General features: G+C 60.8%; 14 protein-coding genes. 7 read left to right on the top strand and 7 right to left on the bottom strand.

Annotated features, from left to right (window positions below):
- The 5 genes from SO058_RS04855 to SO058_RS04835 all read left to right on the top strand — a co-directional run.
- A partial coding sequence (locus SO058_RS04855; RefSeq protein ID WP_320841871.1) for a hypothetical protein occupies positions 1 to 205 on the top strand: 205 nt, incomplete at its 5' end.
- 146 nt (positions 206 to 351) lie between these two features.
- Complete coding sequence (locus tag SO058_RS04850) at positions 352 to 1,647, top strand: UDP-N-acetylglucosamine 1-carboxyvinyltransferase (RefSeq protein WP_320841870.1); 1,296 nt, start codon at positions 352 to 354, stop codon at positions 1,645 to 1,647.
- A 61-nt stretch (positions 1,648 to 1,708) separates the two neighbouring features.
- Complete coding sequence (locus SO058_RS04845; RefSeq protein ID WP_320841869.1) at positions 1,709 to 2,518, top strand: MBL fold metallo-hydrolase; 810 nt, start codon at positions 1,709 to 1,711, stop codon at positions 2,516 to 2,518.
- Positions 2,500 to 2,982, top strand: coding sequence for a 23S rRNA (pseudouridine(1915)-N(3))-methyltransferase RlmH (rlmH, locus tag SO058_RS04840; protein WP_320841868.1), 483 nt, complete (start codon positions 2,500 to 2,502; stop codon positions 2,980 to 2,982). The genes SO058_RS04845 and rlmH overlap by 19 nt, the downstream gene beginning before the upstream one ends.
- A gap of 1 nt (position 2,983) precedes the next feature.
- Complete coding sequence (locus SO058_RS04835; RefSeq protein ID WP_320841867.1) at positions 2,984 to 3,772, top strand: lipase family alpha/beta hydrolase; 789 nt, start codon at positions 2,984 to 2,986, stop codon at positions 3,770 to 3,772.
- Positions 3,773 to 3,814: 42 nt separating this feature from the next.
- Here the strand turns inward: SO058_RS04835 and SO058_RS04830 are convergent, their stop codons facing one another.
- The 7 genes from SO058_RS04830 to ylxM form a co-directional block, all read right to left on the bottom strand.
- Positions 3,815 to 4,756 (bottom strand): 1-phosphofructokinase family hexose kinase, encoded by a 942-nt coding sequence (locus tag SO058_RS04830; protein WP_320841866.1) that lies wholly within the window; start codon positions 4,754 to 4,756, stop codon positions 3,815 to 3,817.
- 140 nt (positions 4,757 to 4,896) lie between these two features.
- Complete coding sequence (trmD, locus tag SO058_RS04825; RefSeq protein WP_320841865.1) at positions 4,897 to 5,628, bottom strand: tRNA (guanosine(37)-N1)-methyltransferase TrmD; 732 nt, start codon at positions 5,626 to 5,628, stop codon at positions 4,897 to 4,899.
- Positions 5,625 to 6,128, bottom strand: coding sequence for a ribosome maturation factor RimM (rimM, locus tag SO058_RS04820; RefSeq protein ID WP_320841864.1), 504 nt, complete (start codon positions 6,126 to 6,128; stop codon positions 5,625 to 5,627). The genes trmD and rimM overlap by 4 nt, the downstream gene beginning before the upstream one ends.
- A gap of 69 nt (positions 6,129 to 6,197) precedes the next feature.
- Entirely contained in the window at positions 6,198 to 6,428 is a 231-nt protein-coding gene (locus SO058_RS04815; protein ID WP_320841863.1) for a KH domain-containing protein, read from the bottom strand.
- A gap of 18 nt (positions 6,429 to 6,446) precedes the next feature.
- Positions 6,447 to 6,686, bottom strand: coding sequence for a 30S ribosomal protein S16 (rpsP, locus tag SO058_RS04810; protein WP_320841862.1), 240 nt, complete (start codon positions 6,684 to 6,686; stop codon positions 6,447 to 6,449).
- 58 nt (positions 6,687 to 6,744) lie between these two features.
- Entirely contained in the window at positions 6,745 to 8,103 is a 1,359-nt protein-coding gene (ffh, locus tag SO058_RS04805; protein ID WP_320841861.1) for a signal recognition particle protein, read from the bottom strand.
- A gap of 10 nt (positions 8,104 to 8,113) precedes the next feature.
- A complete protein-coding gene (gene ylxM / locus SO058_RS04800; RefSeq protein WP_320841860.1) occupies positions 8,114 to 8,476 on the bottom strand; it encodes a YlxM family DNA-binding protein in 363 nt (120 codons plus the stop codon).
- Positions 8,477 to 8,669: 193 nt separating this feature from the next.
- Between ylxM and yfmF the strand changes: the two genes are divergently transcribed.
- Both yfmF and yfmH read left to right on the top strand, forming a co-directional pair.
- On the top strand, positions 8,670 to 9,950 hold the full coding sequence (gene yfmF, locus SO058_RS04795) for an EF-P 5-aminopentanol modification-associated protein YfmF (RefSeq protein ID WP_320841859.1): 1,281 nt from the start codon (positions 8,670 to 8,672) through the stop codon (positions 9,948 to 9,950).
- Complete coding sequence (yfmH, locus tag SO058_RS04790; RefSeq protein ID WP_320841858.1) at positions 9,947 to 11,209, top strand: EF-P 5-aminopentanol modification-associated protein YfmH; 1,263 nt, start codon at positions 9,947 to 9,949, stop codon at positions 11,207 to 11,209. The genes yfmF and yfmH overlap by 4 nt, the downstream gene beginning before the upstream one ends.
- The last annotated feature ends 8 nt before the right edge of the window (positions 11,210 to 11,217 follow it).

The following is an 11,217-nucleotide window of genomic DNA, read 5'->3' as shown; positions in this document are numbered from 1 at the left end:
GGCGGGCACCACATGTGCCGCCGCGGACGCGCTTCTGGCCTTTGCCAAAGATACGCCCGCCGCCGGCCGTGTGACCGCCATGACGGTCGGCTACCGGTTGGATATGGACGGCGGCCGCCGTCTGCTGCTTGTGCCGACTTGGAAATTTCAAACGGATACCGGGGATTATTTGGTGGATTGTGCCAAAAAAACCGCTATTTCCTGACAAATGTGAAAAATAACTTTCCTTTATCAAAATTTGTGGTAAAATATATGCGTGAGACTTTGCGCGGGCCGCACCCACGGCGCGCGATAGACATAATATGAGAGTAAGCGCGGCGCGAAACGCCAAGAGTGAGGAGTAGGTAGGCTTTGACCAAGTATGTTATCAACGGCGGCAAGACCCTGAACGGCGAGGTGACCATTTCGGGCGCGAAAAACGCGGCGGTCGCCATTGTGCCGGCGGCGCTGCTGGCGGACGGCCCGGTCCGGATCGAGAATGTGCCCAAGATCATCGATGTGACCCTGCAGCTCGAGATCATGCGCGAACTGGGCGCGCAGATCCGCCTTGTCAACGCGACGACGGTGGAGATCGAGAACGCGCATAAGCCCAGCCTCAAGCCTCATGAGCTGGAGCGCAAGCTGCGCGCGTCCTACTATCTGCTCGGCGTGCTGCTGGGCAAATACGGCTTTGCCGAAGTTGCCATGCCGGGCGGCTGTAATTTCGGCGGCGTGCGCCCGATCGACCAGCACATCAAGGGTTTTGAGGCGCTCGGCGCCAAGGTGACTTTGCCCAAGGGTGGCTTTATCCGCGCAGAAGCGCCGGAGGATGGGCTCAAGGGCGCGCACATCTATTTCGACGTGGTCACGGTCGGCGCGACGATGAACGTCATGCTGGCGGCCGTGCTCGCCAAGGGGCAGACCATTCTGGAGAACTGCGCCAAGGAGCCGCACATCGTCGATTTGGCAAACTTTTTAAACGCGATGGGCGCTGACGTTAAGGGCGCGGGCACCGATGTCATCAAGATCCGCGGCGTGGAAAAGCTTCACGGCGGCTCGTATTCCATCATTCCCGACCAGATCGAGGCCGGCACGTTCATGGCCGCGGTCGCGGCGTGCGGCGGCTCGGTTCTGGTTAAAAACGTCATCCCCAAGCACTTGGAGTGTATCACCGCCAAGCTCAAGGAGATGAGCGTGGAGATCACCGAATTCGACGATTCGGTGCTGGTGCGCCGGGTCGGCGCTCTTACCAAGACCAACCTGAAAACCCTGCCCTACCCCGGCTTTCCGACCGACATGCAGCCCCAGATGACGACCGCGCTGTGCCTCGCCGAGGGCACAAGCATCGTGACCGAGGGCGTGTGGGACAGCCGCTACCGCTATACCGAAGAGCTGACGCGCATGGGCGCGAACATCCATGTGGACGGCAAGATCGCGATCGTTGAGGGCGTTTCCGAGCTCAAAGGCGCTCCCGTGCGCGCACATGACCTGCGCGCGGGCGCTGCGATGGTCATTGCGGGGCTGGCCGCCAAGGGTGTGACCGAGGTCGAGCAGGTGCAGAATATTGAACGCGGCTATGAGACGCTGGTCGAGAAATTCGTCGCGCTCGGCGCCGACATGTACCGTTCCGAGATCCCGGACAACAACGTGGTTCCGGCGGCAAACTAAGAGAGCACGGCGGGGGAATGGGAGTTCCCTCGCCTTTTTTTGCAAACAGAAGGAGAAACGAATGGAGCAGCGCTTTTATTACAGCATCGCGAGCGGGTCGTCGGGCAACTGCGGCTTATATGTGGCGGGCGATACCGCGGTTTTGATCGACCTGGGCGTGTCGCTGCGCAAGATCACATCGGCGCTCGCCGAAGTCGGGCTGACGCTCGGCCATATCGCCGGCGTGCTGATCACGCACGACCATATCGACCATGTCAAGGGCCTGCCGATGTTTCTGAAAAAAGCCGAAGCGCCTGTTTTCGCCTCGCACGATACCGCGCTCGCGCTCTCCATCAAGCACCCGCAGGCCAAAGAGCGGCTGCATACCTTTGCCGGGGGAGACGGGTTCACAGTCGGCGGTATCGCGGTACGGTCGTTTGAAACGCCGCACGACGCGGCGGGCAGTGTCGGCTACATATTGGAACACGCAGGCTGCCGCTTCGGCTTTGCGACCGACCTCGGCTTTGTGCCGGGCGAGATCGCGCGGCAGCTTCGCGGCTGCGAGGCGGTCGTGCTGGAGAGCAACCACGATCCGTATATGCTGCAGGCAGGGCCGTATCCATATCCGCTCAAGCAGCGGGTTGGCGGGCCGCGCGGACACCTCTCCAACCCGGACTGCGCGGTGTGCGCGGCAGAATTGGTGAAAAGCGGCACAAAAACGCTCATTTTGGCGCACCTGAGCGAGCACAACAACATGCCCGAGCTCGCGCTCGAGCAGACCAAAAACGCGGTGCGCGGCCTGCCGCCGTGCCGCATCGTAGTCGCGCCGCGCGAGCGTATGGAAGCGCCCATCGTGCTGACGGAGGAAGAACAATGCTCACTGTTCGGCTGATCTGCGTCGGCAAGCTTGGGGAGAAATTCTGGGAACAGGCGGTCGCTGAATACGCTAAACGGCTTTCAGCTTATTGCAGGCTGGAGATCGTTGAACTGCCCGAGCAGCGGCTGCCGCAAAATCCGTCTCCGGGCGAGATCGCAAACGCGCTCAAAAAAGAGGCTGCGCAGATCATGGACAAGATCCCGCAGAGCGCGGCGGTGATCGCGCTGTGCGTCGAGGGGAAGACAATGTCGTCCGAGCAGCTTGCGGGCTTTCTGCAAAAGCAGGCTGTCGGTGGGACGAGCCGGCTGTGCCTCGTGATCGGCGGTTCCTGCGGGATGGATGAGCGCGTCAAAGAGCGGGCGGACGTTCGTCTTTCCATGTCGCCCATGACGTTCCCGCACCACCTCGCGCGGGTGATGGCGCTTGAACAGGTGTACCGCGCGCTGAGCATCCTCGGCGGCGGAAAGTACCATAAATGATATGAACGATACGTTTTGCAAAACAAAATACCCGATTTTGCTGGTGCACGGCCTGAACGCCGCGGACGATTTCCGCGGGTGCTATTGGGGGCGTGTGCCGAATTTGCTGCGTGCGCATGGGGCGACGGTCTATATGGGCGGGCAGGACGCGTGGGGCAATATTGAGGAAAACGCCGCCGTGCTGCGGGACCGTGTGCTGCAAATGCTGCGCGAGCAGGCGTGCGGGCAGGTCAATATCATCGCGCATTCCAAGGGCGGGCTGGAGGCGCGGCACCTGATCTCGTCCATGGGGTTCGGCAGGCGCGTCGCCTCGCTCACCATGCTGTCCACGCCCAACCGCGGCTCGCACATCGCCCGCGCGCTGCTGGAATATGCGTATCCGGCGGTGTGGACGTGGGGCACCTGCAACAACGAGTATTGGAAACGCAAGGGCGACCGCAACCCGGATTTTTTTCGCGTGGCCGAACAGATGACGCCCGCCTATATGGAGCGTTTTAACCGGGAAAACCCGGATGTGCCCTGCGTTTTTTACCAGAGCTACGGCGCGGTGCTGGGGCGCAGCCGGTCGGACGCGGCGATGCTGTGGTCGCGCGCGGCCTCCTATCCGGTGCAGGGCGAGAGCGATGGGCTGGTTTCGCCCCGGTCGGCCAAATGGGGCGTTTACCGGGGCACGCTACGGGGCGTGTCGCACCAGGAGCTGGCGGACGGCCTGCGCCACGACCTGCCGCACTTCAGCCCGCCTATATTTTATGCAAAGCTCGTGCACGAACTAAAGCAAATGGGCTATTAAAAACGCCGCTGCGAAAAGCAGCGGCGTTTTTTATTCGTTTGTTCAGAGGGTATAGACCTCGGTGGTTTCATAGACCTCGTAGACCTTTTTGAGCGTGGCCATTTCAGTGCCGGGCAGGCGGGCGGACGCGCGCGCCGCGGCGACGGCGAAGCGCGCCATCTCATCGAACCGCAGGCCTTTGTGCATTGAATTGGCGATTGCGCCGACCATAGCGTCGCCCGTGCCGACCGAACCTTCATCATAAATTTTGGGGTTGCAGTTGGCATAAAGCGCCTCGGGCTCATCCTTGGCGACGAGCAGCGCACCCTCCTGCGCCATTGAGACACAGACCGCGCGCGCGCCCATTTCGAGCATTTTGCGGGCGGACACCAGAACCACGTCAGGGTCTGCCGAAGGCTTTTCGCCTACCGCCTCGGCCAGCTCGAAGATGTTGGGCTTGACAAAATCGGGCTCGCACTGGAGCGCTTCGAGCATCAGCTCGCCCTGTGCATCGATGATCAGGCGGCAGCCGGCCTTTTTGATCTTTTTGCAGATTTTCCGGTAATTCTGGAGCGGGAAATCGGGCGGGCACGAACCGGCCAGCACAAAAATGTTGCCCGCGTCGAGATAGTTGTCCATGCGGTCAAGGAAGCGGAGGAAATCGGCGTCCTCTAGTTTGGAGCCGGGCTCGTTGATCTCGGTATGGCCGCCCTGCGCGTCGATGATCTGGGTGTTGACGCGCGTCTGCCCGGAAAGGTCGACAAAATCATGATGGATGTCGGCCGCGGTCAGCGCGTCCTTGATGATTCGGCCGTTGGTGCCGGCGCAAAAGCCGAGAGCGATGCTGTCTCCTCCGAGCGCTTTGACCGCGCGGGAAACGTTGATACCCTTTCCGCCTGGCTCGAGATAGCTGGAAACGGCGCGGTTGAGCTTGCCTACCTGCAGCGGCTGCTCGATGCGCAGCGTGCGGTCGAGCGCGGTGTTGAGCGTGATCGTGATAATCATAGGACGGCCTCCTGCTTCTAAAACATTCTCTCTTTTATCTATTTTAACGAATTGGACAGCCAATGTAAACCCTTTTCCCAAAAAGCTGTCCGACGCGAAATGCGGTCAAAAAACGACCCGTCCAAGGGCGGACGGGTCGTTTACTGCTCGTTTGTCAGCTTTTCTAGAAGTTTTTGGTCGGTTTTGTCGCGCGGAATAAATTCAGAAAACAGGTCGGGACGGTCGTCCCGCGTGCGGCGGAGCGACATTTCGCGCCGCCAGCGCTCGATATTGGCATGATGCCCCGAAAGCAGGATTTCGGGCACCGGCCTGCCGCGCCAGTTTTCAGGACGGGTATAGTGGGGGTGCTCAAGCAGGCCGTCCCAGTGGCTCTCGCAGGTGAACGCGTCCTCGTCCGGCAGCACGCCGGGCACCATGCGGCACACCGCGTCCGCCACCGCCATGGCCGGGATCTCGCCGCCCGTGAGAACAAAATCACCAATGGAGATCTCCTCGTCCACGCAGGCGTCGAGAAAACGCTGGTCGACGCCCTCATAATGCCCGCAGACCAGAATGACGTGTCCGCAGGAAAGCAGCTCGCGCGCCTTTTGCTGGCAGAACGGCCGCCCTTGCGCGGACAGGAACACCGTATGCACATGACTGCCGCCGCAAAGCGCCTCGTGGCACAGAAAGAGCGGCTCGGCCAGCATGACCTGCCCGCGCCCGCCGCCGTAAGGCGCGTCGTCCGCTTTGTGATGTTTGTCCAAAGCATAGTCGCGGATATTGGTGGCATTGACCGAGACTAGCCCCTTTTCCTGCGCCCGGCCGATGATGCTTTCGCGCATGACGGCGTCGACCATTTCGGGGAACAGGGTCATGATGTCGATTTTCATAGCAGCCCCTCGATAGTCTCGACGTAGATCACGCCGGCCTCCATGTCGATCTCCTTGAGGAAAGGCTTTGCCGCGGGGAGGTAGGCTAGCCGCCCTGATTCCGTACGGATCTCATACATGTCGTGCGCCGGGTTTGAGGTAAGCACGTCCTTGAGTACGCCGACCATCTGCCCGGTTCGCCGGTCGTATACCTGAAAGCCCAGAATATCCTGGATAAACACAAGGTCTTCGGGCAGTTCCACGTCGCCGCGGTCGAGATAGAGCACGCGGTTTTTGAGCGCCTCGGCGGCCTCCATGGTATCAACACCCTGGAGGTGCATCAGCACAATGTTTTTGTGCACCTGCGCGCGCGCAACGGCCACTGAGGTGTCCGGGTCAAGATAAAGCGTATCGAATTCACACAGCGTTTCCGCGCTGTCGCACCAGGACTGCACACGCAGATCGCCCTTGACACCGTGCGTGCCGACGATCTTGCCGGCTTCTAAAAATTTCTTCTGCATAAGCGGTACCCCTCCGGTGGATAGATAGGAAAAAAGACCTGTCAGCAAAGTGAACAGGTCTTTGGCGAATCAGTCGAGAATGTCGACAGTGACGCGCTTGTTTTCGCGATTGCCTGCCGCTTTCATGAGTGTGCGGATTTCCTTAGCGATGCGGCCGTGGCGGCCGATGACGCGACCCATGTCCTCCGGCGCGACGCGCAGGGAAAAGGTGACATTGTCGCCGTCGACCTCCTCGGTGATGGCAATCGCATCCGGCTCGGAAACCAGATTTTTGACAATGTAGGTCAATAACTCTTTCATTTCGTTAGCCTCACTCAATTACAGCACACCGGCCTTCTTCAGAATGCCGCGGACCGTGTCGGTCGGCTGCGCGCCCTGCTTGATCCAAGCCTGCGCGCGCTCGGCGTCAACCTTTACCTCAGCCGGATCGCTCAGCGGGTTGTACGTGCCGATCTCTTCGATGAAACGGCCGTCGCGCGGGTAACGGGAGTCCGCAACCACGATGCGGTAAAACGGAGCCTTCTTCGCGCCCAGACGGCGAAGTCTGATCTTTACCATGAAAATTCACCTCCCCCAAATAGAATGATCTATTGTAAATTTCTTTACAAGCATGTTGTCAAAACGGCATTTTCATGCCGCCGAAGCCCCCGAAGCCACGGCGCTTCTTGCCCTTGCCGCGCATTTGGCCGGTGAGCTGTTTGGTCATCTTCTGCATGGCCTCAAACTGCTTTAAAAGCCGGTTTACCTCCTCGACCGTCAGGCCGCAGCCCGCCGCGATGCGCTTTTTGCGCGAGAAGTTGATGACCGAGGGGTTGTCCCTCTCCTTGGGCGTCATCGATTGGATGATGGCCTCGGTGTGCGCCATCTGCTTTTCGTCGATCTTGGCGCCGGCCAGGGCTTTCGCGTCCACGCCGGGCAGCATGCCAAGCATTTCTTCCATTGAGCCCATGTTTTTCATCTGCTGGAGCTGGCCGAGGAAATCGGTGAGCGTCAGCTTGCCCGCCGCCATTTTTTTGGCGGTTTCGGCGGCCTGCTTCTGGTCGAAATTCTGCTGTGCTTTCTCAATAAGCGTCAGCACGTCGCCCATGCCGAGGATACGGGAGGACATGCGGTCGGGATGGAAAGGCTCGATATCCGAGAGTTTTTCACCCGTGCCGATAAATTTGATCGGCTTGCCCGTGACCGCTTTGACCGAAAGCGCCGCGCCGCCGCGCGCGTCGCCGTCCATTTTGGAAAGCAGCACGCCGTCGATGCCGAGCGCCTCGTCGAAGGATTGGGAAACGGTCACCGCGTCCTGTCCGGTCATCGCGTCGACGACCAGCTCGATCTCGGTCGGCTTTACCGTTTTTTTGATATTTTTGAGCTCGTCCATGAGCGCTTCGTCGATATGCAGGCGGCCAGCCGTATCAAGGAAGACCAGATCGAAGCCGTTTTTCCGGGCGTGTTCGACGCCGTGCTTCGCGATCTCGACCGGGTCGCCCTGCCCCTCGTCGAACACGGGGATGTCAAGTTGCTTGCCAACCACGTGCAGCTGCTCGATCGCGGCGGGACGGTATACATCGCACGCGACGAGAAGCGGCCTGCGCTGCTGCTGCTTGCGCATCAGAGCGGCGAGCTTTGCGCAGTTGGTCGTCTTGCCCGCGCCCTGCAGGCCGACCATCATGACGATGGTGGGCGGGTTTGGCGAAATGGTCAAGCGGGTGTTTTGGCCGCCGAGCAAAGCCGTCAGCTCTTCATTGACGATCTTGATGACCTGCTGGGCGGGGGATAGGCTTTCGAGTATTTCCGCATCGGTCGCTTTTTCGGTGACCGTCTTGATGAAATCCTTGGCGACCTTGAAGTTGACGTCGGCTTCGAGCAGCGCCATGCGGATCTCGCGCATGGCTTCCTTGACGTCGCCTTCGGTCAGCCGGCCTTTGCTTTTCAGATGCTTAAAGGCGGATGAAATTTTTTCGGTCAGGCCTTCAAATGCCATAACTGCCTCCTCATTGAAGCTGGCTGGCGAGCTGCGTGAGCCGGTCCGCGATCTCTTTGACCGCGTCGCTGTGCAGCGTGCTTTCGTTTAAGGCGTGTAAGCGTTCGGCTTCGCGCGCGATTTCGGCGGCGCGCTCTTCGTTTCCGCCATAACGCTCGACAAGGCCGAGCTTGCGCTCCATTTCGCGCAGCGTGTGCTCGGCGCGCTTGACGCCGTCCCGCACGCCCTGGCGCGTGATGCCCGCGTGCTCTGCGATCTCCGCAAGAGACAGGTCTTCATTATAATACAGGTCGAACAGCTCGCGCTGGTTTTCGGTCAGCGTTTCGCCGTAAAAGTCGAACAGCAGGCTCATTTCGAGCGGTTTTCCGCGCATGGGCCGGCCTCCTTTCGCTGTAAAGCGAAACACCTTTACATTCCGAACGTGATTATCATACCGTATATTTCACCGCTTGTCAAGGGTAAAATAGCGCTGAGAGGCACGTGTTCACAAAAAGTACAATTGCGTGCCTGAATATTTAATGATATAATGACTGCTATGGAAAATCTCTCCGGAAACGAGGCAAATTATGCAACAGGTGACGAGGAAAAAACTCGGCGCGGGCGTAGGCTTGACCTGCGTGACCACGCCAAAGTTCAAGCGGGCGGTTTTGCGCGCGGCGCTGCTTTTGCCGCTCGGCGGCCCGGACGCGGCGCTGCGCGCCTGCCTGCCGCATGTGCTGCGGCGCGGCACGGTGCGCCTGCCCGACCTGCGCGCGCTCGGCGCGGCGCTGGACGAGCTGTATGGCGCGCGCATTGAGGCGACGGTGCGCAAGGAGGGCGAAACGCTGGTGATCGGCTTTCTGTCCGATGTGATCGACGAGGCCTACGCCCCGGGCGCGGATGGGCTGACCGGCAAGGTGGCGAAGCTGCTGGCCGACCTGCTGTATGACCCGTATGTGGCCGAGGGCGCGTTTTCGACGGACTACACCGGCGGCGAGCGGGACAATCTGCTTGACCGCATCGCGGCGCAGAAGAACGACCCGCGCGCCTACGCGCCCAAGCGCTTGACCGAGATCATGTGCAAAAACGAGCCTTACGGCGCGAGCGCGCTCGGCACGGCCGACCAAGCGAAGAATATCACCGCGAACAAGTTGTACGCGGCCTATCAGCGCGCGCTTTCGGAAGCGCAGATCGAGCTGTTTTACTGCGGCACGCTGTCCGCGGATAAGGTCGAAGCGCTGTTCGCGCCCGTGCTGCCCGAACGGAAAGCACAGGGCGTCTATGTGCCCCGTGCCGAGATCGTGGCCGCGCCCGTGGGCGACGCGCGCGAGGTGGTCGAGGAGGAAAAAGTCGGCCAGGGCAAGCTCTCGCTCGGCTTCCGCACAGGCGGCAACTGCATGACCGGCGGCGACCCGCTCGCTTACTGGGTGTTCCAGGTGCTTTACGGCGGTTCGACCAGCTCGAAGCTGTTCCTTAATGTGCGCGAGAAAAAATCGCTCTGCTATTACGCGAGCGCGCAGTTCGTCAGTCTCAAGGGCGTGATGCTGGTCAATTCCGGCATCGAGAACGACGCGTTCGAGACCGCGCGGGACGAGATCCTGCACCAGCTCCAGCTCTGCAAGGACGGCGACATTTCGCCGGATGAGATCGAGTCCGCCCGCAAGACGCTCACAGGCTCGTGGCGCGCCATGCTGGACGAGCCGATGCAGCTCGAGCGTTACTGGCTTGTGCAGGCCATCGCGGGCACGCTCTGCACGCCCGAGGAGCGCATCGAGGCGCTGAAAGCTGTCACGCGGGACAAGGTCGTCGCCGCGGCGCAGGCGACTGCGCTCGACACAGTGTACTTTATGAAAGGGGTGGGCCAATGAGCAAGTCGTATGCCGCGCTGCATGAGCGCATCGAACGCCGCACGCTCGAAAACGGCCTGCGTGTGTGCTATATCCCCAAGGAGGGCTTCTCCAAGACGTTTGCCATCCTCGCGACTGACTTCGGCTCGGTCGACGCGTCGTTCACGCTGGACGGCAAGCGGTTCGACACCCCGGCGGGCGTGGCGCACTTTTTGGAGCACAAAATGTTCGAGGACGAGGACGGCAACGCGCTGCAAAAGTTTTCCGAGACCGGCGCGTCCCCCAATGCGTTCACCAGCCAGACCATGACGGCCTACCATTTTTCCTGCACCGAGCGGTTTGAGCGCAATCTGGAAATCCTGCTCAAATTTGTGTTCACGCCGTATTTCACCGAGGAAAACGTCGCCAAGGAGCGCGGCATCATCGGGCAGGAGATCGGCATGATGGAGGACACCCCGGGCTGGCAGGCCTATGTGGGGCTGTTCGAGGGGCTGTTCCGCGAGCATCCTGTGCGCGTGTCGATCGCGGGCAGCGTGGCCAGCATCGCGCGCATCACGCCCGAAACGCTCTTCACCTGTCACAAGGCGTTTTATTCGCCCTCCAATATGGTGCTGGTTGTTTGCGGCACGGCGGATTTTGAAGAGATCTGCCGCATGGCTAAGCAGTTTTCGCCTCCCGTGCCGACCGACGTCGGCCAGCGGCATTACGGCAAGCGGCGCGAAACGGTGAACGAAAGCGAAACCGTGCGCGCCATGCAGGTCTCGCAGCCGCAATTCCTGCTCGGCTTTAAGGACGAGCCGCTGCACAAGGGCGAGAGCAAGCTGCGGCGGTCGCTTCTGGGCGAGCTGGCCGTGCGCGTGCTGTGCGGCGACACCGCCCCGCTTTACAGCGAGCTGTATGAAAAACGCCTGATCAACCGCTATTTCGAGACCGAATATTCGCTCATCCCCGAGGGCGCGGTCGCGCTGATGGGCGGCGAGAGCCGCGACCCCCGCGCGGCGCGCGCGGCGATCGAGCGCGAGGTCGAACGCCTGGCCAAGGAGGGCGTGGACAAAGCGCTGTTCGACCGGATGAAAAAAGCGGTCTACGGGCTGCACCTGCGTGTGCTGGACGACCCCGAGGAGCTTGCACGCCGCGAGGCCGAGGCTGTGTTCGGAGGCGAGGACTATCTCGATTTCGCAAACCTGTTCGACACCATCGAGGCGAGCGATGTGCAGGCCATGCTGGCCCGCTGGGCGCGCCCCGACCATTCGGCGCTTTCTGTGATCGAGCCGCAATAATCTGACAA

It is taken from the genome of Agathobaculum sp., from assembly GCF_034098985.1.
Lineage (GTDB): Bacteria > Bacillota > Clostridia > Oscillospirales > Butyricicoccaceae > Agathobaculum.
Note: the sequence above shows the minus strand (reverse complement) of the source record. Positions and strands in the feature narration are given on the sequence as shown.

Bases quoted from the DNA above. Each gene is read 5' to 3' on its own strand.
- SO058_RS04845 (WP_320841869.1), top strand. From the start codon at position 1,709: ATGGAGCAGCGCTTTTATTACAGCATCGCGAGCGGGTCGTCGGGCAAC.
- rlmH (WP_320841868.1), top strand. From the start codon at position 2,500: ATGCTCACTGTTCGGCTGATCTGCGTCGGCAAGCTTGGGGAGAAATTC.
- SO058_RS04835 (WP_320841867.1), top strand. From the start codon at position 2,984: ATGAACGATACGTTTTGCAAAACAAAATACCCGATTTTGCTGGTGCAC.
- SO058_RS04830 (WP_320841866.1), bottom strand. From the start codon at position 4,756: ATGATTATCACGATCACGCTCAACACCGCGCTCGACCGCACGCTGCGC.
- trmD (WP_320841865.1), bottom strand. From the start codon at position 5,628: ATGAAAATCGACATCATGACCCTGTTCCCCGAAATGGTCGACGCCGTC.
- rimM (WP_320841864.1), bottom strand. From the start codon at position 6,128: ATGCAGAAGAAATTTTTAGAAGCCGGCAAGATCGTCGGCACGCACGGT.
- SO058_RS04815 (WP_320841863.1), bottom strand. From the start codon at position 6,428: ATGAAAGAGTTATTGACCTACATTGTCAAAAATCTGGTTTCCGAGCCG.
- rpsP (WP_320841862.1), bottom strand. From the start codon at position 6,686: ATGGTAAAGATCAGACTTCGCCGTCTGGGCGCGAAGAAGGCTCCGTTT.
- ffh (WP_320841861.1), bottom strand. From the start codon at position 8,103: ATGGCATTTGAAGGCCTGACCGAAAAAATTTCATCCGCCTTTAAGCAT.
- ylxM (WP_320841860.1), bottom strand. From the start codon at position 8,476: ATGCGCGGAAAACCGCTCGAAATGAGCCTGCTGTTCGACTTTTACGGC.
- yfmF (WP_320841859.1), top strand. From the start codon at position 8,670: ATGCAACAGGTGACGAGGAAAAAACTCGGCGCGGGCGTAGGCTTGACC.
- yfmH (WP_320841858.1), top strand. From the start codon at position 9,947: ATGAGCAAGTCGTATGCCGCGCTGCATGAGCGCATCGAACGCCGCACG.